This is a genomic window from Ensifer sp. SL37, from assembly GCF_026672675.1.
Taxonomy (GTDB): domain Bacteria; phylum Pseudomonadota; class Alphaproteobacteria; order Rhizobiales; family Rhizobiaceae; genus Ensifer; species Ensifer adhaerens.
The window spans coordinates 870,623-891,085 of record NZ_JAPPRN010000007.1; the positions used below are offsets into that span (position 1 = coordinate 870,623).

At 62.4% G+C, this 20,463-nt stretch carries 17 protein-coding genes; 11 read left to right on the top strand and 6 right to left on the bottom strand.

The window, feature by feature from the left end; genetic code table 11:
* Nucleotides 1-4: 4 nt before the first annotated feature.
* The 5 genes from OVA00_RS36370 to OVA00_RS36390 all read left to right on the top strand — a co-directional run bounded on the left by OVA00_RS36370 (nt 5) and on the right by OVA00_RS36390 (nt 3,865).
* Nucleotides 5-826: an ABC transporter permease gene (locus OVA00_RS36370; RefSeq protein ID WP_034794912.1), complete on the top strand. Its 822-nt coding sequence runs from the start codon at nt 5-7 to the stop codon at nt 824-826.
* Entirely contained in the window at nt 823-1,734 is a 912-nt protein-coding gene (locus OVA00_RS36375; RefSeq protein WP_034794704.1) for an ABC transporter ATP-binding protein, read from the top strand. Before OVA00_RS36370 ends, OVA00_RS36375 begins: the two co-directional genes overlap by 4 nt.
* Nucleotides 1,731-2,693, top strand: a complete 963-nt coding sequence (locus OVA00_RS36380) for an ATP-binding cassette domain-containing protein (protein WP_034794701.1) — start codon at nt 1,731-1,733, stop codon at nt 2,691-2,693. The genes OVA00_RS36375 and OVA00_RS36380 overlap by 4 nt, the downstream gene beginning before the upstream one ends.
* Before the next feature lie 103 nt (nt 2,694-2,796).
* Entirely contained in the window at nt 2,797-3,501 is a 705-nt protein-coding gene (locus OVA00_RS36385) for a gamma-glutamyl-gamma-aminobutyrate hydrolase family protein (protein WP_082566434.1), read from the top strand.
* 130 nt (nt 3,502-3,631) lie between these two features.
* The gene (locus tag OVA00_RS36390; RefSeq protein WP_034794697.1) at nt 3,632-3,865 is read left to right on the top strand and encodes a hypothetical protein; all 234 of its coding nucleotides are present in this window, start codon (nt 3,632-3,634) and stop codon (nt 3,863-3,865) included.
* A gap of 228 nt (nt 3,866-4,093) precedes the next feature.
* Here OVA00_RS36390 and OVA00_RS36395 read toward each other — a convergent pair whose 3' ends face one another.
* The 5 genes from OVA00_RS36395 to OVA00_RS36415 form a co-directional block, all read right to left on the bottom strand.
* On the bottom strand, nt 4,094-4,702 hold the full coding sequence (locus OVA00_RS36395) for a DsbA family protein (RefSeq protein WP_034794695.1): 609 nt from the start codon (nt 4,700-4,702) through the stop codon (nt 4,094-4,096).
* 109 nt (nt 4,703-4,811) lie between these two features.
* A complete protein-coding gene (locus OVA00_RS36400) occupies nt 4,812-5,636 on the bottom strand; it encodes a TlpA disulfide reductase family protein (RefSeq protein ID WP_034794693.1) in 825 nt (274 codons plus the stop codon).
* Nucleotides 5,633-7,441: a protein-disulfide reductase DsbD gene (gene dsbD, locus OVA00_RS36405; protein WP_268090803.1), complete on the bottom strand. Its 1,809-nt coding sequence runs from the start codon at nt 7,439-7,441 to the stop codon at nt 5,633-5,635. The genes OVA00_RS36400 and dsbD overlap by 4 nt, the downstream gene beginning before the upstream one ends.
* A gap of 252 nt (nt 7,442-7,693) precedes the next feature.
* Entirely contained in the window at nt 7,694-8,926 is a 1,233-nt protein-coding gene (locus OVA00_RS36410) for a metallochaperone AztD (protein WP_034794689.1), read from the bottom strand.
* A gap of 378 nt (nt 8,927-9,304) precedes the next feature.
* Nucleotides 9,305-10,537, bottom strand: coding sequence for a benzoate/H(+) symporter BenE family transporter (locus OVA00_RS36415; RefSeq protein ID WP_090299844.1), 1,233 nt, complete (start codon nt 10,535-10,537; stop codon nt 9,305-9,307).
* A 109-nt stretch (nt 10,538-10,646) separates the two neighbouring features.
* Between OVA00_RS36415 and pdxR the strand changes: the two genes are divergently transcribed.
* From pdxR to OVA00_RS36445, 6 genes are all read left to right on the top strand, one after another.
* Nucleotides 10,647-12,137 (top strand): MocR-like pyridoxine biosynthesis transcription factor PdxR, encoded by a 1,491-nt coding sequence (gene pdxR / locus OVA00_RS36420; protein WP_034794685.1) that lies wholly within the window; start codon nt 10,647-10,649, stop codon nt 12,135-12,137.
* Between the two features lie 281 nt (nt 12,138-12,418).
* Nucleotides 12,419-13,180, top strand: coding sequence for a GGDEF domain-containing protein (locus OVA00_RS36425; protein ID WP_034794682.1), 762 nt, complete (start codon nt 12,419-12,421; stop codon nt 13,178-13,180).
* Between the two features lie 448 nt (nt 13,181-13,628).
* Nucleotides 13,629-14,990, top strand: a complete 1,362-nt coding sequence (locus OVA00_RS36430; RefSeq protein ID WP_082566420.1) for a TolC family outer membrane protein — start codon at nt 13,629-13,631, stop codon at nt 14,988-14,990.
* Nucleotides 14,991-15,024: 34 nt separating this feature from the next.
* Nucleotides 15,025-17,202, top strand: coding sequence for a type I secretion system permease/ATPase (locus tag OVA00_RS36435; RefSeq protein WP_268090805.1), 2,178 nt, complete (start codon nt 15,025-15,027; stop codon nt 17,200-17,202).
* 61 nt (nt 17,203-17,263) lie between these two features.
* Nucleotides 17,264-18,544: an HlyD family type I secretion periplasmic adaptor subunit gene (locus OVA00_RS36440; protein ID WP_034794676.1), complete on the top strand. Its 1,281-nt coding sequence runs from the start codon at nt 17,264-17,266 to the stop codon at nt 18,542-18,544.
* Nucleotides 18,545-18,547: 3 nt separating this feature from the next.
* On the top strand, nt 18,548-19,156 hold the full coding sequence (locus OVA00_RS36445) for a ribbon-helix-helix domain-containing protein (protein ID WP_034794673.1): 609 nt from the start codon (nt 18,548-18,550) through the stop codon (nt 19,154-19,156).
* 60 nt (nt 19,157-19,216) lie between these two features.
* On the opposite strand, the gene OVA00_RS36450 is transcribed toward OVA00_RS36445, so the two are convergent.
* Complete coding sequence (locus OVA00_RS36450) at nt 19,217-20,143, bottom strand: transglutaminase-like cysteine peptidase (RefSeq protein ID WP_234798822.1); 927 nt, start codon at nt 20,141-20,143, stop codon at nt 19,217-19,219.
* Nucleotides 20,144-20,463 lie beyond the last annotated feature (320 nt).

Here is a 20,463-nt window from a genome sequence, read left to right on the forward strand (position 1 = left end):
GACCGTGCGCCTCGGCTTCAACTTCTGGCTCGGTGCGACGCTGACTGCGCTCGTCATCTTCGCCGGTGTCCTTGCCCATTGGATCGCGCCCTTTGACCCCGTGCTCGATGCCGACTTGATGAACTCCGAACTGCCGCCGGACGCCACCTTCTGGTTCGGCACGGACGGGCAGGGACGGGACGTCTATACCCGCATTCTTTACGGCGCGCAGATCTCGCTGACTGTTGGCATCGTGTCGCAGGTGATCAACTCGATCATCGGCGTCACGCTCGGCATGACGGCCGGCTATTGGGGCGGCTGGTGGGACGATCTGGTCAACGGCCTGACCAACGTCATGCTCGCCATCCCCTCGTTGATCTTCGCGCTTGCCGTCATGGCGGTGCTTGGCCCCGGCCTGCCGTCGCTCTTGATCGCGCTTGGCCTCACCAACTGGAGCTGGACCTGCCGCATCGCTCGCTCCTCGACTCTCTCCTTGAAATCGCAAGGCTACGTGCAGGCGGCCCAGACGCTGGGCTATGGCGACCTGCGCATCATGTTCACGCAGATTCTGCCGAACATGATGGGGCCGATCCTCGTCATGGCAACGCTCGGCATGGGGTCGGCGGTGCTGTCTGAAGCGGCGCTCTCCTTCCTCGGCCTCGGCATCCAGCCGCCATTCCCGAGCTGGGGTTCGATGTTGACCGATGCACGCCAGCTGATCCAGCTCGCCCCCTGGGCGGCGCTCTTCCCTGGCCTTGCCATCTTCCTTTCGGTGCTTGGCTTCAACCTTCTCGGCGATGGTCTGCGTGACAGCCTCGATCCGCATATGAGGACGCGCAAGCCATGACCGCGCCGCTTCTCGACATCAAGAACCTGCAGCTTGGCGTTTCGCTCGGCCGTTCCAGCTACCATCCACTGCTCAAGGGCGTCTCGTTCCAGATCATGCCCGGCGAGGCCTATGGCCTCGTCGGCGAATCCGGGTCCGGAAAATCGGTCACATCGCTTGCCGTCATGGGCCTTTTGAAACGGCCGCTTGCCGTTACCAGTGGCGAGATATTGTTCAAGGGGCAGAACCTGCTGGCGTTGCCGAAACGCGAGATGCGGCGCCTGCGCGGCAATCGCATCGCCATGATCTTCCAGGAGCCGATGACGGCGCTGAACCCGCTTTCAACGGTCGGGCGACAGATCGCCGAGATGTTCGTGCTACATCAGGGAAAAAGCTGGGCGGAAGCCGAAAAGCTCGCCGTCGAAGCGCTCGGGAATGTGCGCGTGCCCAACCCTGATCGCCGTGCCAGGAACTATCCGCACCAGATGTCCGGCGGGCTGCGCCAGCGGGTGATGATCGCGATGGCGCTTGCCTGCAGCCCGGACCTGTTGATCGCCGATGAGCCGACGACGGCACTCGACGTAACCGTGCAGGCCGAGGTGCTGCGCCTCATCAAGGAACTCTGCGCGGCGCGCGGGACGGCCGTCCTCTTCATCAGCCACGACCTTGGCGTCATCGCCAGCATCTGCCAGCGCGTCGGCGTGATGTATTCGGGCTGCCTCGTCGAGGAGAACGAGACGCGGGCGCTCTTTGAAAGCCCGCGGCACGAATACACCCGCGGCCTGCTCGGCGCCCTGCCGCGCCTTGGCAGCCGCAGCGAACATGGGCGGCAGCGGCTCGTCGACATCGACAGCATCATCGCCGACCGCTCGAAGCTGACGGAAAGCCGCTTCATCGCGCCACGCGAACGGGAAGGGAGCCAGCCATGACCGCGCCGCTGCTTCAGGTGGACGATCTCCATGTCCGTTTCCCCATTTCCGGCGGTGGCCTGCTCGGCAAAGGACGGCGTACGCTTCACGCCGTCAACGGCATCAGCTTCGAGCTTGCCAAGGGCGAGTGCCTGTCGATCGTCGGCGAATCCGGTTGCGGGAAATCGACGACGGCGCTTTCCATTCTCGGCCTGCAGGAACCGACTGAGGGCATGATCCGCTATCGCGGTCAGCCGCTCGCGGGGCCCGGCGCGCCGCAACGGATGGACCGGGCGAAAGCGGTGCAGATGGTGTTCCAGGATCCTTATGCCTCGCTCAACCCCCGCCAGTCCGTGCGCACCTCGCTCGCAGCACCGCTGCGGCTGCACGGCATTACCGCCGCCTCGGAAATCGAAGGCCGCATCGAGGCGATGCTCAAGAATGTCGGCCTGACGCCCGAACAGGCCAAACGCTATCCGCATGAGTTCTCCGGCGGCCAGCGCCAGCGCATCGGCATCGCCCGCGCGCTGATCCTCGAGCCTGAGATCGTCGTGCTCGACGAGCCGGTCTCGGCCCTCGACGTGTCGATCCGCGCGCAGATCATCAATCTGCTGCTCGACCTTCAGGAAAAACTCGGCCTCTCCTATCTGATGATCAGCCACGATCTGAGCGTGGTGGAACACATGAGCGACCGGGTGCTGGTGATGTATTTCGGCGAAGTCGTGGAAGAGGGCGGCTGGCGCGAGATTTTCGAAGTCCCCACCCATCCCTACACGCGCCGCCTGATCGCCGCCATTCCCGATCCGGATGCTGCGCTGAACCCGGCGGAAAGGCAGGCGAGCGACGCCACCGTGCCGCAACTTGCCGGCCGCAGCTTCGTTTCCGATGGCAGCACCGCGCCGGATGTTTTTACCGCGCCTGTTCGATCCGAACTGATCGAGATCGGCGGGAACCATAGGGTTCGGATGGCTTTGGCCTAACCGATGGAATGCGCTGAGCGAAGCCCCGTTCCGCCCCGCGGCAAAGATAGGCTAGGTTGCTCAACGTCCGAACTTGGAATCATTGAAATCTAGGATGAACCCGATGAAACGCATGCCGAAGATCGCCGTGATCATGGATGAAAACACCAGTGCGGGCGGTGGACGCTATGACGTCTCGAGAAATTACTTTTCCGCCCTGCGCCGCGCCGGCGCCTTTGCCTTCGGCATCCCCTATGTTCCCGATCTCGTCGACCAGGTCGTCGAAGATTTTGATGGGTTCTTAAGCGTCGGCGGCCGCATCAACTTCCCGAAAAGCTGGTATGTCGAAGGAGACCAATCCCAGTATCCGCCCTCGGATCGGCTAGCCGTCGACATGGCATTGATGGAAAGTTTCCTTGCGCGCGACAAGCCTGTGCTCGGCATCTGCAACGGCATGCAGATGCTCGGCTGCCTCAACGGTTGCCGGATGGTTTCCGATGTCCATTCGTCGTGGCCCGACGCGCTCAATCACGACCAGGCCAATTTCTCGCATGACGTCAGCGTTGTCCCCGGCACCAGAATGGCCGACATCCTCGGCATCGAAACATTCACCGTGAACACGTTTCACCGCGAGGCGATCGTGGAGGTATCGGGCGCAGTGACCGTTACGGCCCGAGCCCCGGATGGTGTCGTTGAAGCGATCGAGATCGGCTCGCAGACCTTTGCCATGGGCCTTCAATGGCACCCCGAAATGCTGGATGCCGACAGCCATCCGGGCGCTCGCGTCTTCGACGCCTTCGTCGAGGCGTCAAGCCGACACCTTCGATAACCTGTTCCAAGGCCCTGCTGCGTTCTGTCGGAAGCACATTCTGCCCTCTCCCGATTGACGTTGGCGGCTCCAGCAAATAGGGCCAAGCCGACAAGCGTGCCAAACGCCAGCAAGACAGCAACAGGAGTGTATAGTGAGCGAACCGACCGTAGCAGAGGCAACAGATCGCATTTACGCATCGCTGCAGGCAGACAATGCCGACATCGATCTTCATATCGCGACCCTCAAGGCAGCATTGATGCGGGCAGGTTTGAAAGAGGCCGTATTCGACCCGACCAGGCTCGTGCAAAACAACCGTTCCGGACGGAAGCTGATGCAGGCGTACTTTCGGCAGCGCGGCGTAACGGTGAAATTCTCGGCCTAGCAAGGTCGTTCAATGATGCCAGAAAGGCCGCAGTCGGGTGGCCGAATGGGTGCCTGCCTGGTCGGACTGCGGTGGCTCACCAGGCTGAGCGATCCCGGTTTCCGCTCGTCGGCTGGCTGCCAAGGTGAACCTCTCGGCGCGCGACCCTTTCAACCGGTCAGGTCGCGCGCAAATGGGCTCTGGCCGCCTTTCGAAGCGGCAGTCCGGTAAGCTCACCAAGTTCGTGCTTCAACTCCGCGCTTTGGCGATGGCGTCCTTCAGTCCTTTTTCATCCAGAACGCCGGGAATGATCGCCGAACCGATGACGAAGGATGGCGTGCCGGCGAAATTGAAGGCGAGTGCCTGACTGTAGTTGCGGTCGAGCAGCCCGGAAATCTTGGCATTGTGCGTGTTCACGGCTGCGGTCAGCTCCTTCATCGAAAGACCCGCCCCGGTCAGCGCCTTCTCGATGTCGTCCTGCGACAGCCTCGCCTTGGTTTTCATCAGCGCCTCCATCGCCGGCTGGTATTTGCCGATCTGGGCGGCTCCAAGCACTGCCTGTGCGGCGAAGACGGAGGCTTCGCCCAAGATCGGCCAGTCCTTCAGCACGAGCCGCACGTTGCCGTCGGCCTTGACCACCTTCTCGACCGTCGGATGCACTTTCTTGCAGTAAGGGCACTGATAGTCGAAGAACTCGACGATGGTGACATCGCCCTTCGGATTGCCAAGGACGGGCGCGTCCTTGTCGAAAAACACCTCCTCCTTGGTCAATTGCTGGGCGAAGGATGATCGGCCTCCGACAAGCACGGCGGCGGCGGTCGCGACCGTGGCCGTCAGAACGGTTCTGCGGGTGAACATCAGATTTCTCCTTGTGCGAATGGATTGGGGCCGAGAGCGACGGCGCGTGCGGCGATTTCGAGGATCATGCCGCGCAGGCAAACGACGAAAGTCGGAAAGGCCGGGGCTGTCATTCTGCCTGCTTCCTGTCCTCAGATGCAAAGGCGGCGAGCCGTTCGGCGATTGCCTCGCGGGAGATTTCGCCGAGATGGGTGGCGGCGAGCGTACCGTCCGGGTTGATGAAAAGTGTGGCAGGAAGGCCGATCGCGCCGTAGTGCCGGGATAGGCCCGAGAAAGGGTCGAGAAGGATGGTTTCCAGGTCGACGCCTGTTTGGCGCAGATAGGATTCTATCGCCGCGCGGCTTTCGCCCTGGTTGGCGAAGAAAAAGTCGACCTCAGGATTCCTTTCGGTCATCTCCGCCATCATCGGCATTTCCCGCCGGCAGGGCGGACACCAGCTTGCCCAGAGATTGAGAACCGCCGGGCGGCCCTTGCGCTCGGCGATGGCGAGGCTCTCGTTACGTGCGAGAACGGCATAGGACGTTTCCGGGGCACGGGGTGCAGCGCCGCTATCGGTGAGGGTTGTGGCGACGACCCAGACGAAGAGGCCGGCCGCAAGCGGCAGGATCGCCCAAGGAGCGGCTTTCGGTGCGTTTCGCCAGAGCATCACTGCGGCGAGGAAAACACCGAGGAATCCGCCCGTCGGGGAAAAGCCGCCCTGCCAGATGGCGAGAACTCGCAACGGCTCCTGCAGGAAGCTCTCGGCATGGATGAGCACATGCCCGGCGCGCGCGCCGACAACGCCGAAAAGTGTGGCAGCCGTCGTAAAGGTGCCAAGCCGGTTGTGGATGCGGGCGGCAAGGAGCGAGCCGACAAGCATGAAGACGATCAACCCGGCGATGACCGAAAAGCGATCGGCGGAAAAAGCGAAGGGACCTATTGCGACGGCGTTCATTGCGCGCTGCCCTTGGCCATCCGTGCCGCCTCCGCAAGCGAGCCGGCCGTGATTTCTCCGACGAGGCGCGTACCGGGGGCCTCCTCTTTGCTGCGGTTGAAGAAGATCATAGTCGGCGGGCCAACGACGGCAAGTGATCGCATCAGTGCGCCATTCTCCGCATCGAGGGTGCTGACGTCGAGGCTGACCAAGCGGATCCCGTCAAGGCTCGCCGCGACATCAGGCTTTGTCAGAACGGACCGCTCGATCGTGCGGCAGGTGACGCACCAGCCAGCGGTGACATAGACGAGGGTGGGTTGCCTCCCGGAGGCTGCGGTGTCGAGAAGGCGGGAGAGTGCGCCGGCCGAGCCGACCTTGGTAAAATCCGACTTCTGGATGGCGGCTGTTTGGTCAACACTCGCCGCCCTCTTGAGCGGGCCGAGCGGAGTGAGCGGATCGCTGGCTCCAAGGCCGAAGCCCACCAGCAGCAGACTACCCCAAATGAGCGAGACGACGGCGGTCAAGCGCGTCAGTACGCCGTAGCCGCCTGTGGACCGCAGCCCGTCGGGAGCGACCGCGTAGATGCCGAAGGCAAGGGAAAACACGGCCCAGGGCAGGAGGACGAAGCGCTCCGGCACAAGCGGCGTCGCAAGCCAAATCGCCGTTCCCAGGAATGCGAAGCCGAAGACGTGCCGGACACGTTCCATCCACGCGCCGGCGCGTGGAAGCGCCTTGCCGCCGATTGTCGCCATGATGATGAGCGGGATGCCCTTGCCAAGGCCAAGGGCGAAAAGGGCGAGTGCGCCGACCGCAATGTCACCGGTCCGGGCGATGTAGAGGAGGGCGCCGGCAAGCGGCGCGGTTACGCAGGGGCCGATGAGGAAGGCGGAGGAAAGACCGAGCAGGGCGGCGGCGGCGACCGAGCCGCCCTGCTGCCGGCCGCCGCTCAGGCGGTTGCCGATCACTGCCGGCAGCTTGATGTGGAAGAGCCCGAAGCTGGAGAGCGCCAGCAGGACGAACAGTGCCGCGACCACGCCGACAGCGACGGGCGATTGCATCACGATCTGCAGGTTTTGCCCCGACCAAGCGGCCACGATGCCAAGGAGACCGAAGGCGGACGCAAGGGCCAGCACATAAGCGGAGGCGAGCATGAAACCGCGTCGTGCCGTCAGCCCCTCTCCCTCGCGCGTGAGGATGGCCGCGACGATCGGATACATCGGGAAAACGCAGGGCGTGAAGGCGAGCAGCAGTCCGAAGCCGAGGAAGCCTGCAAGAAGCAGCGCAAACCCGCCACCGGTCATGAGCCGGTCGACCGCCGTTTCTCCGCCGTCAGCTGCGATGGAAAAACCTGTGTCCGGCGCTTCCACGGGCCGTGCGTCCTTGGCAGGCGCAAAGGCAAAACCACCGACCGGTTTGCTGATGGTCATCGCGGCGGTATCGATCGTCCGCGTTGTCGGCGGATAACAAAGCCCGCCATCCTGGCAGCCCTGATAGGTGAGGCGAATGAGCGGAGGCGCATTCGCGATCCGGGCCGAAGCCTTTTGGTAATAGACCTCGGTTGTGCCGAAGCCCGGATCGTCCTTGACTGTCCCCGGTTCGGTTTGCAGGGTGATCGGCCGGTTACCCTCATCTTCTGCTGCCAGGAAGTCCCTGTAGAGATAGTAGCCGTCAGCAATCGTCCATGTGATCGCCAGCCGGCCGTCGTCTTGCCTGGCGATCCCAGGTACGAAGGCCTCGTCCATCGGCAGGGGCGCCTCGAGCGCCCGGGCTGGCAGGATGGCCGCAATCAAAACCCAAACCAGCGCCAGCAGACTTGCTTTCCGCATCGTTCTTGCGTCCTCGTCTTCAATCGAGGGCGGAGCGATCAGGCCGCTACCTTAAGGCAGCCTTAAAATGATTGTCCAAGGCGAAGGATAGAAACGGGCCGCGCAAGTTAATCCGCTAGGACCTTGGCGCTGGCTCTCGGTGTAATTCCGGAAGTAAAGGCCGAACGATGGTGGGGCAACCGGCGCTGCCGGTTCACCTGCTTATGGACACCGGCCCTTTGGCCGGCGTCCAGACTTCATTGCCTGTGTTGCCTAGTGGGTTGCGCCCGACCCACCGGCTGCGACGATTGCGAAGGGTTGTCCCTCGACCGCGATCGTGCGGGTCTCCTTCAGTGTTTCCGTGTCGATCACGCGTACCAGGCTTTGGCGCGGATCAGTGATGGCGAGGTGATTGCCGGCGACGGCGAGGCGGGGCCTTGCGTCGCGCCAGTGGCCATCTTTGCTGTAGGGCTCCGTGACGATTTCCGATTTGGTGATCACGCCATCCACGACGTCAAGGAGGTGAAGCTTGCCGTCCTCCGTCAGGATATAGGCGTTGCGTGACTTTGCTGGATCGAGGATGAAGTCCACCCGCCGCAGCGGCAGTTCGACGAGGCGGTAGGGTTCCTTCGCGTCGGCGTCGATCAGTACGACCTTGTCTTCTCCGTAGTTCCCAAGGAAGAACTGCATAGAAGTGCCGCCGAGCAGTGTGGATACCTTGCCTTCCGGCAGCTTGTCGCCATAGGCGAGCATCTCGAGCTTGGGGCCATCGAGCCCACCTGGGCGTGCGACCAGGACGCCCTCGGCGCAACCGAAGGCGGCCAGGCGGGCGGACGTCGCTTCACCGTGGAGCCCCGTGCAGGTTGCGACATCGCCGACCTGCTTGCCCTCCTTGTCGAGAACACGCAGGCCCAGGCGGGGAGGAAGCTCACCTTCCTTTACCGTCGCTTCGAGGTTCGGGACCGAAACGAGAAGATGGTTGCCGGTCGAAACCGCGACGCCATGGTGTGCGGCGGTAGTATCGTAAGCCTTGAGCTCCGCCTTGCCGTCCAGAAGCGCGCTTTCGCCAAGCAGATCGAACTTGCCACCGCGATCGTAGAAGATGGCGAGATCGTCACCATGGGCAACCACGTGGCCGGGCTTTTGTCCGCGAATGGTTTTCTCAAGCAGCCTCGGCTCCTTGACCTCGATGTCCCGGTGCTCGCCGTGATCGGAAAGCGCTATGCCGGTGTCGATGGCATGGATCAGGTTCTGTTCGCCCTGGACGGCAAAGACGGTTCGTCCGGTGTCGCTCAGGGAAAGGGCGGCGTAGCCTTCAAGGTCAAAACGGCCGATTTCCTTGTCCGTTTCCAAATCGATGGCGCGGACCACGGGCTGGGTGTGGTCGGCAATGAACAAACGCCAGGTCTCGCGCTGCTGTTCTTCCTCGGCATGAGAGGTCAACGGAAAGGCGAGGGTCGCGAGAATGGTGGTGGCGAAAAGCGCGGGCAAACCGGAGCGGGACATGAAATCTCCTATAATGTAATAACGTAACATGTGTTGTGTTATAGCGTTACATTCGCCTTGTCCAGCGGCAACAAGCTGACGTTTGCACATGCGTCAACGAAGCCGCCACAGGCGGCCCGCGACGGCGGCCTACGTGGCTCGCTGGCGTTAAGGAGTGTGAAGCTCGGTCCTGACGGACCGATTGGCATTCCGCGACTTCGCCTGGAGCGGCGGATGGCGGCATGTGTTGCCGCCACCCTTTGAAATGCTCGGTTTCTCCGTTGGTGGGCTTCGCCGATTTTCAGGGCTGGGGGGCTTTGGGCGAGATGGACCAAAACCCGCCATAGGGCCTTCATCAGCGACGAAGGCCGCCAAACGCGGCGGGACCCGGTCATCCTGCTACTTCGCTGTGCCTTCGTTCAGGGGCAGCTTGCTCCCGCGACGCTGCGGTAGGCGGCCGTTCAGAACGATGTAGGCGAGAAGGCCGATCACCAGGCCCCAGAAGGCCCCGCCGATCCCGAGCAGCTTGATGTTGGCGGCGGAGGCCAGGAACGTGATGAGCGCCGCTTCGCGGCAGGCCGGGTCGGCTGTTGCTGCAGCAAGGCTGCCACCAATGGTACCGAGAAGGGCGAGGCCCGCTAGCGTGGCGATGAAGGTCGCAGGAAACGCCATGAACACGGCCGCAAGCGTAACGCCGAACACGCCGACGAGCACGTAGAAAAAGCCCGCGGCGATACCCGCGATCCAGCGCCTGGAGGGGTCTTCGTGGGCCTCCTTGCCGGTTGCGATCGCCGCCGTGATTGCCGCGATATTGAAGGCGTGCGAGCCGAAAGGCGCCATGATCAGCGAACCGAAGCCAGTCGTCGTCACGATCGGGTTCGCGCTGGTGTTGAAGCCGTCATTCCGCAGCACCAGCATTCCCGGCATGTATTGGCCGGTCAGCGTGATGAGAAACAGCGGCAGTGCGACCGAAAGCAGCGCGTTCAGCGAGAACAACGGCATGGTGAAAATGGGCGCCGCGAACTCCAACTTCAGACCCGACAGGTCGACCCGGCCCTCCGCGAGCAGGAACAGGAGCCCGAGAACGAGGATGCCGACCACGGCATAGCGGGCGGAGAAGCGCTTCAGGACGACGTAGGCGACAATCAGCAGGCCGACGAGCAACGGATCGACGCTTGCGCCGCCGAACGCGCCGATGCCGAACTGCAGCAGGATACCGGCGAGCAGGCCCGCGGCGATGCCTGGCGGGATCAGCCGGATGACCTTCTCGAAATAGCCCGAAAGCCCGAGTGCGACGAAGGCTAGAGCCGAGATCATGTAGGCGCCGATGGCCTCGGCATAGGGCGTGGTCGCAAGCGCAGTGACGAGAAAGGCTGCGGCCGGCGTCGACCAGGCGGTGATGATAGGCTCGCGATAGCGCCAGCTCAGCCAAAGCCCCGTCATTCCCACGCCGATCGAGACCGACCAGACCCAGGAAGCCGTCAACTCGGGGCTGAGCCCAGCCACTTTCGCGGCTTGAAAGACCAGGATGAAGGTGCCGCCATAGTTGACGATGACGGAGATCAGACCCGCGACAATGGGATGGGCAAGGTCGTTGAAGCGAAGGGATGACGGGAAAACATGTGATGACATGATCTATCGGGGCTCCTGAAATTTCGGGGAGGACTGGCAAGCCGCGTTGACAAATAGCCAGTCATTGGCCCGATATGCCCATCCATTTCGCTGAAGAGGATCAGACCATTTGTTCAAGCATTCCCAACTCGAGTCCGTGAAGGCATGGATTGCCCAGCCCGCCCAGGCTGGGATGCCGCTTCATGCGCGCATCCAGCGGGCGATCCGGCAGTTGATCCTCGACGGTGCGCTTGGGCCGGGAAAGCCGCTTCCAGCTTCGCGCGTGCTCGCCAAATCCCTCGGCGTATCGCGCGATACGATCGAAGCGGCCTATGGCCAGCTTCATGCCGAAGGCTTCATCGACCGTCGCGTCGGGAGCGGCAGTTTCGTGGCCGAGGTGAAGGAGTTTGCACCCGGCAGGCGCCTGTCTCCAAGGCGCGCGCAGTCGCCCAACCAGGCAGCGGCTTTGAGCAGGCGGGGCAATGCCATGTTCGGCAGCGGCGGCGTCAGTGAACAGCTGTTGCCCCGCCCCTTCGCCCATGGCGTGCCGGAGACGCGCACTTTTCCGCTCGCGCTGTGGGAGCGCCTTGGACGGCAGGTCTTGCGCGAAACCGGCAGAAGGGCGCTGCTTCACGGCGACCCGCAAGGGATCGAGGAGCTGCGCCGTGCCATTGCCGACTATGTGAACCTAGAACGCGGCGCCCGTACCACAGCCGAACGGGTGCTGATCCTCACCAGCTCGCAGCAGGCGCTGACATTGTGCGCAAACATGCTGCTCGATCCCGGTGACCGCATCTTCATCGAGGATCCGGCCTATTACGGCGCGCGCAAGGCGTTCGATGCGGCGGGGCTCGAATGCGTCCCCATCCGCGTCGACCGCCATGGCATCGCCGTCAACCAGATCAAGGCGGAGACGCGCAAGGTCAAGGCCGTATTCCTGACGCCCTCGCATCAGTTCCCGGCCGGCGCCACGCTGACGCTCGATCGCCGCCTTGCGCTGATCGAATGGGCGAGCCGCCATCAGTCCTGGATCCTCGAGGACGACTACGACAGCGAATTCCACTATGCCGGCAAACCAACGGCCTGCCTTCAGGGCCTCGATCCGCACGACCGGACGATCTACATCGGCACCTTCACCAAATCGCTCTTTCCAGGGCTTCGGATCGGCTATGCAGTTCTGCCGCCTGAGCTGGTCAAGCCGATGACCGTCGCGCGTACTCTGCTTGACGGGCACTCCGCTCCGATGGCGCAAATGACACTCGCGCGCTTCATGGAAGGCGGGCATTTCGGCGCCCATGTGCGCACAATGCGCAGCATCTACGCCGACCGGCTCGACCTTTTGGCGATGCTTGTCATAAAACATCTGCCGCATTTCCTTGAAGCGCGGGTGCCCGATGGCGGCCTGCAGATGCCGTGCGCGCTGACAGGTGCGATCTCGGAGGCCGCGGCCGTCGATGCGGCACGACGTGTCGGGATCGAGATCATGGGATTGTCCGCGCTTCACGCCGGCGGCAAGCCCGAGCCCGGGTTCCTCATGGGGTTTGCCGCTTATACGCCAAGCGAGATCGAGGGGGCGGTGCGGAAGCTGGCTGGTGCCTTCCGGGCCGCGGCGACGTCATAGGTCGTCCAAGCGTCGCCCGCAACGGCTCGCCATTCAGTCCTGGATGACGAGCTGGAACCAGGTGTCGAGAGATCTGCTGCGCTTGACGGCGTCGAGATAGGCGAGCAGCGATAAGCAACCGAACGTCGCACCTCGCCGGGCAGACGCCGGAAAAACGATTCCCGTTTTGGTGCATTTTTTGCGGAGAACCGGCGCACTGCATAAAGTTGTAGGTACCATCGAAATGGAAAATCCATAAACTCGCGCTAGACCGATCGTCATTCGTGAATCGGGAGCGAGGCATGCAAAGAGACGTGCAGTTCAACGGGCAGAAAGATTGGCGGATCGCGCGATATGCCATCGGCGGCATTGTTGGATTTGCCGTGCTCGCCCAGCTCCTGGTCTATCTCAGCCTGGTCGCCCTGGTCGACCAGCCTTATGCGGCTGCCATGGTCGGTGCCGCGCTAATCTCCCTGCTGATGGGCGTGCCACTGATCGTCGTGGCAGCGACGCAGTTTCGCCGGGCGCAGCGCCTGCGCAACCAGATCAATCATGTTGTCGCCCATGATGCCACGACGGGCTGCGTGACCGGTCGCGGGCTCGTACAGCAGGTCAATGGCCTCGAACGCCGCCGCCAAAGCGCCGGCGAGGAGCTGCATGGCGCGCTCATTCATCTGCGTATCAACAATCTCGATGACGTCGGCGCTGCTTTCGGCCCGGCCTGGAGCGAGGAGCTGCTGCAATTCGTCGCTTCGACGATCAGCACGTCCGTGCGTCGCGACGATATCGTCGCCCGGACGGGCCCAGCCAGTTTCGACGTCCTGCTCGTCGGCGCAACGGAGACGGATGCGGAACATGTCTCAAACCGCCTGACGACGGCGCTGTCGTCCGCCCATTTCTCTGCCGATGGCAGCAAGGTCGACCTCGAACTCAGCGTCGGCGGAGCTTTGTTCGATGGCAGTGTCGATCTGGAACGCTTGCGCCGGGCAGCTGCCTCTGAGACGGTCATAGTTGCCAGCGAGGGCACCCGGCCTGTCGATTTCGTCCGCCTGCCTTCGGCGTGAATGACTGGCGATAACGTTGCTTGTGCCGGAGTCGTATGCAACGATCGCTCGCGGCGGCTGAGGGCCAGTTCGTTTGTCGCTTTAGGGTTGTGTTGCGCTGGGCCCCACTGTTGCAAAGGGTTGCCTGTCATCTGCAGTACTGTCGTGGAGCTTATTTCAATTCAATAGGTTACTGGAATCTTTTGGCGCAACACCGTTGTTCCATTTTTGCAACATAGCCGTGCGAAAGCTTGGGCCTATCAGGGACCACCCCAAAATTGGTCCCTGCTTTATATTACCTCTGTATTATCTGTCGATAAATAAGGCAGTTGCGACGTACGTTTGGATTAACCAGCATGTCGTACTGATTGCGAGGGGGATAGAGTTGAAAGTGGGGAAATTTATTGGAGGCGGGCTGCTTTCTATTCTGCTCGCGTCGACGGTGTTTGCGGGTGGTGCTGCGGAAGCGATGACGCTGAGGGAAGCGCTTCAGATTGCGATGGAATCGAATCCGGAAATCGGTCAGTCGATCGAAAACCGTGAGGCAATCGAATTCGAACTGCGGCAGGCGCGCGGTCTCTATCTGCCGAGCGTCGACGTCGAAGCATCGACTGGTGTGCGCCACCTCGAAGACAGCAGCCGTCGCCTTGCCTCGATCGAGAACGATCCGCTCTATCCTTCCGACGTCGGGCTGACCATCACGCAGAAGCTCTTTGATGGTGGTGGCCGTCGCGCCGAACTCGAGCGTCAAGCAGCGCGCGTCGATAGCGCCTCCTTCCGGGTGCTGGAGCGTTCCGAGACGATCGGCTTGCAGATCGTTCGCGAGTATTTCGAATATATTCTCCAGCAGCAGATCGTTGCGGAAGCGCGCAAGAACGTCGGCGTGCACCAGTCGATCTTGTCGGATATCAGTTCGTTGATTTCGGGCGGCGCTCTCACCGAGGCAGACCGTCAGCAGGCAAGCGAACGGCTGCTGGCGGCCAAGGCCCGCCTGCAGGAAGCGGAAGAGGCCTTCGATACGGTCAAGATCAGCTTCAACCGCCTGGTCGGACAGCCCCTCACCAATCCATCCATGCCGAAGTCGGTCGCCGGCGCGCTGCCGAAGACACTGGAGACGGCGATCGGCATTGCGCGCACCAACAATCCGCGGATCAAGGCTGCCGACTCCGACATCAATGTCGCGGACTCGCAGGTCAAGGCGGCACGCTCGAACATGCTGCCCGAAGTCTTCGCCGAGGGCCGCGTGCGCTCAGGCAACGATATCGACGGCTCGACCGGCAACACCTGGGACGCACAGGGCCGGATCGTCGCGAAGTGGAATCTCTATCGTGGCGGCATCGATGTCGCCAACGAGCAGGAGCAGATGCGCCGCGCAAGCGAACAGCGCCTGGTCTTCCATCAGGCGCACCGCGAGGTCGAGGAAGCCGTGCGCATCTCCTGGGAGCGCCGCGGCAGCCAGTACGACATCGCCCGCACGCTGAACCAGCAGGCGCAGATGAACGTGCAACTCGTCGAATCCTATCGCGAGCAGCTCAAGGTCGGCCAGCGTTCGCTGCTCGACGTGCTCGGCGCGCAGAATTCGCGTTTCAACGTCAGCGTTCTCGCAAAGACCGCGCAGTATGCCGCGCTTTTTGCCGAGTACCGGCTGCTGGCAGCAACAGGCCAGCTGCTGCCGACCATGAAGATCAAGGCGCCGGCGCAGGCGGAAGCCTATGCGCGCAATGAGTTCAATGTCCCGGACGCGCCGGCCACGGAAACCTATCGTCGTGTGCCGTCGCGCCAGACGAACGACTTGCCGCTCGACCTGTTGGCGCCGATCCGGCAGAAATGAATAGTCCTCGTCAGGGTGGACACAACCGGTGGTAATGCAAGGCATTGACAGGCATGTGCAGATTGGCCCGTCTCTGACCGGCTTTTCCGAGGCGTTCAAGGAGATTTGCATCTACTTGAACCGCCCCTCGTCAGATAGTGTGCTCTATTCGGACGTGCCCTTCGACCCTCGGTTGCCGAGCGCCGAGGACGTCTCCCGTATTGCCGAGCGGGTCGGCCTGGAAACGGAGCTCGTTTCCGCGCGCGCGATCGGCAATCGTGATTTCGTCTACCCTCTGCTGCTGGTCTTTCGCGATGGCAGTGCCATGGCGCTTCTGGAAGAGGCGCCCGACGGCACGCTAAGCCTCTCCAACAGACTGGCGGCGCCCCGCGAGATGCCGATCACCCTGTCCGACCTTGAGGTCGGCGGGCTCGCCTACGCCTTGTCTTTCTCGGCCACCTACCTCAACACCGCGACTGGCCGCGGCGTCGGCGAGGCGCGCAACATCGACCGCCGCCATTGGCTGACCGCCACGGTCAAGCCGTTCTGGCAGGCCTATGTGCAGGTCGCGGTCGCCGCGTTCTTCATCAACGTGCTGGCGCTTGCAGCCCCGCTCTTCACGATGAACGTTTATGATCGCATCCTGCCGAACAAGGCTATCGCGACCCTCTGGGTGCTGGCGCTCGGGATCAGCACCGCCATTCTCTTCGACTTCCTTTTGAAGACTGTGCGTGCGGCGCTGATCGACTATGCCGGCCGCAAGGCGGACCTGAAACTCTCCTACATGCTGTTCGAGAAGATCCTGCATGCGACCATGGCGTCGCGACCGCCTTCGACCGGCGAATACGCCAACCGGGCGATGCAGTACGAATTCGTTCGGGAATTCTTCACGTCGAACACGCTCAGCACGATCATCGACAGTCTTTTCGTCTTCGTCTTCATCGCAGCCGTCTATGCGGTGGCGGGCTGGATCGCCATTATCCCGGCGGTCGCCTTCATCTTCAGTCTCCTGATCGGTTATGTCGCGCAATACAAGATCGGCAACCGCGTCGCCGCCGCGTCGAATGAATCAGCCCAGCGTCAGGCGCTGCTGGTCGAAACGATCAGTGCGATCGAGACGGTGAAGACGCTGCACTCGGAAAAGCAGTTGCTTCGCCGCTGGAACGAGCTCGCCAAGCATTCCTCGAACACGTCCGAGCAGATCAAGGAGATTTCCTCCTGGGCCTCGCATGCGACGCAGTTCGTGCAGCAGCTGGTCACGGTCTGCATCGTCGTTGCCGGCGCCTATGAATTTACCGAGGGCAAGATTTCATCCGGCGCGATCATTGCTGCCAGCATGCTTTCCGGCCGCGCCGTCGCGCCGCTCGGGCAGATCGCCATGACGCTGGCGCGACTGCGCCAGGCCATTCTGTCGCTGCGGATCCTCAATGCCGTGATGGAGCAGCCGGAGGACCGACCGGACACGATCGGCTTCGTCAACCGCGAGATCCGCAACGGCAGCATCACCTTTACGAATCTCGACTTTGCTTACCCGCAAACGGACCACAAGGTGGTCAGCGGTATGAACGTCACGATCAAAGCGGGCGAGCGCGTCGGCATCATCGGCCGCATCGGTTCGGGCAAGACGACAATCGGCCGCCTTCTGGCGGGTCTCTACGCGCCGAGCGCCGGACGCATCCTGCTCGATGGTGTCGATATTCGGCAGCTACACCCCTCCGTCGTCCGTTCGGCCGTCTCGTTCGTGTCGCAGAATTCCGACCTCTTTTCCGGGACCATCAAGGAAAACCTGCTGATGGCGAACCCGACCGCCAGCGACGAAGAGGTGGTTGCGGCAGCGAGACTGGCCGGCGTCGATGAGTTCGTCTCGCATCATCCGCGTGGTTATGACATGCCGGTCGGCGAACGCGGTTCCCAGCTTTCGGGTGGACAGCGCCAGGCGGTCGCCATTGCCCGGCTGCTACTGCGCAAGCCGAAGGTGGTGTTTCTGGACGAGCCATCCGGTGCGATGGACCTCGCCAGCGAGCGCGAGTTGATCAACAAGCTTTCCAATGTCTTCAGCGGCGACGTCACGCTTTTGATCTCAACGCACCGCCATAGCATGCTGAGCCTTGTCGACCGGCTGCTGGTTCTCGACCGAGGGCGCATCGTCGCCGACGGACCGAAGGCTGCCGTTATCGAGCAGTTGCAGCGACGTTCCGGTCCCGCCGGGCCGGCAGAAGGGGCGGGGCTATGATCCACCCTTATCTAAATGACGATGAAGCAATGCCGTTCCCCGCGTTTCGGAGGGCGCCGAGATGACTGAGAAACCGCCGCTGGCCGCGCGCGCTGGACTGTTGGTGATCGGCCTTTTGATCAGTTCCTTCGTCGCCTGGGCGGCGATCGCCGAGGTCGACGAGATCGCCCGCGGCGAAGGCAAGGTCATTCCCGTCTCGAAAACGCAGATCATTCAATCGAGCGAGCCCGGTATCGTGCGCGAGATCGCCGTGCAGCCCGGCCAGGTCGTGCGCCGCGGCGACCTGATCCTGCGCCTCGATGATACGGCAAGCGGCTCGTCGCTCGGCGAGCTCGAAGCCAAGGCCCGCTCGCTGCGGGCGCAGATCGCACGGCTGGAACTCGAGGAGACCGGGGCCTACGACAGCAAGTACATCTGCCCCGAGGATATCGCCAAGGTTGCCCCGGCAATCTGCGCCAACGAGGAACAGTTGCTTCAGGCCAAGGCCGGAAACTTCAACAACAAGCTGTCGGTGATGCAGGCCCGTGAGGGACAGCGCCAGCAGGAATTGGCGGAAGCGGAGGCCAACATCACCCGGCTGAGCGAGAGCATGCAGGTGACCGAGCGCGAGCAGGAGCTGCTCGCGCCGATGGGCAAGCGCAAGCTCGTCGCGCAAACCGAACTGCTTCGGGTCGAGAAGGAACTGACCGACACCAGAGGACAGCTCGCACTCTGGAAAGAATCGGTCGGCAAACTCGAGGCGGCGCTCAGGGAGGCGTCGCTGCAGGTGACGGAGCTCTCGCTGCAACTGAAGCAGGAGGCGCTGGCCGAAAAAACCGAGGCGCTTTCGCAGCTTTCGGTGATCGATGAGACCATTCGCGGCGCCACAAGCCGGGTTGCCAATACCGACATTCGCTCGCCGGTCGATGGCATCATCAATACGCTCGATGTCAACACCGTCGGCGCCTATGTGACGCCCGGAGCGGTGATCGGCGGCGTCGTTCCGACGTCGGAGACGCTGCTTGTCGAGGCGCGGCTTTCTCCGCGGGATGTCGCCTTCGTTCGCACCGGACAGGCGGCGCTGATCAAGATTTCTGCCTATGATTTCTCGATCTATGGGGGGCTCGGCGGAATTGTCGAGACCGTCAGCGCTGACAGCCTCGTCGACCAGAACAACGGTGAGACCTACTATCTCGTGCGCGTCAAAACCGACATGGCCGCCCTCGTGAAGGACGGGCGCGAATACGCGATCATGCCGGGCATGATTGCCTCGGTCGACATCATGACCGGCAAGAAGACGATTCTTGCCTACCTGATGAAGCCGATCAACAAGGCCCGCGAGGAAGCGCTGCGGGAGCGCTGACCGATGAACGAGACGCCGCCTCTGGCAGATGAAGAGGACATGAGTGCGCTTCGGTTCCGCGTCGTTACCGTCGGCGGTCAACGCCGCGGCATCAAGCTCGAGGAAATCTACTGGCACTGTCTGGGCGAGCTTGCCGCACGGAATGGCTGTCGGCTTGCCGATATCGTTGCGTCCTGCGAAAGGGAACTCGAAGGCGACGGCAATCTGACCGCACGTCTGCGCTATGTCGCGACCCGCCACCTTCGTGATCAGCTTGAGACGGCCAGAAAGCGCGGCAGCCTGGCGGCCGTCGCCAGCCAGGTACGCGCCAGCCCGTCGCCAGCTTTTGCGCTCACGGGCAGCAAGCACATCGTCGCCTACAACGCGGCCTTCCTCTCCTTCGTTCAGACGCGCGTATTGCGCTCCCAGCAGCCGCAGGCGGCGCGTGGCTTGAGGCTTTCGTTCGACGTTCAGTTCGTCGATCTGGTCCAGCGCTTGAAAGCGGCTCCGGGCGAGCCGCAGCCGGCGGGCTTCACCATCGGGGTGCAGGGGCAGGTTACGCGCGGCAAGCTCAATGCTGCACTCGCCCCGCTCGTGGATCAGGACGTGATCATCGGCTTCATTCTCGGTTGACTGAGTAGTGGTCGCTGCTAACCACAAGGCCGTCAGCCAAGTCGAGCCTGGCGGGCACAGTCAGCGAACGGCGATGCCTTCTCCGGGCATGACGTCGGCAAGCGGTGCGGCGGAGGCGACCTTGTCGCCGGTGCTCTTGATGCCGTGGATCCAGGAACGCTCGGCGCTGACCGAAAACAGCGGCTGATAGCTCGGCAAGGCGGTATCGAGCTTCACCTCGTCGCTGAGGTTATCGAGGATGAAGTGGCCCTGGCTCGTCGTGATCGCGAGGACCGCGTGATATAGGTTGCGCCTGACGTCACGCAGAACCACGATCGACATCGCCTCCGACGGCAGTCCCGCCGCCTTCAACGCGGCCATCTTCAAAATGGCATAGTCTTCGCAGTCGCCCTTGCCTCGGGCAAGAATTTCGTCCGGCGTCGCCCAATAATCCTTGGCCCCGTAGTTTTCCGCGTCCGGCTGGTAGCGAACGATCCGGTTCACAGTCCGGTTGATGCCGCTGATCTTCTGGCGAAAGGCAAGACCATCAGCGTTTTCGATCGCCTGGCCGAGAATGTCGCGGGCGGCGCAACCGCTCTTTTGTGCGCAATCGTTGAAGTCCGCAGCCACCACTGCCGGGTAGACGGTCTTCCACTTGCGGGCGACCGGGATCGCTGACACCCGGAACGCAACCGAGTGGAAAACGGCGGATGGTTCCGACTGTGCGGACGACTGGGGCCGGAGATCAGGGCGGGTCGCCAGCGCCACTTGCTGCACGTTCTGGCGCCGGAGGGCTTCGGAAGCCTGCTTTGACCAGGTGTCGATGGTCTGCGTTGCGATGGCGGCGAGCGGGCTTGCCAGGCTCACCATCTGATGCAACAGGCCGGGGCCGAGCACGGCCGGTTGGCCAGCCTGCGTAGGTGTCGTTGCGAAAAGCGACGCAAGGCCGATCGCGAAGACCGAAGTCTTCAGGTATTTCCTGCCGTGCTTCCAATGCGTCTTATTCATCGCCGTGTCTCTCGGTTTCTTGAGGACACTGTACGAACGAAAAGAAAAATGCCGGTAAAGCGGTATGTATTATTTAGAGTGTTTCGAAGAGATACGTTTTATCTAAAATTTTATTCAAATTTTATACTTGTGTATTCTTTCGGCTCAAGCCACTTCGGGGACGCCGTGGACTTGCTGACCTTGCTGATGAGGACGGTGGCCGATCACATTCGCCTGTCTCGGAAAAGGCTTGCGCTGGCACCTGGCGATATAGACGTCCACGTCATTGAATGACGCACGTTTTGCCGTGGCAGCATCGCGGCGCTGATCCAAAAGCAGGG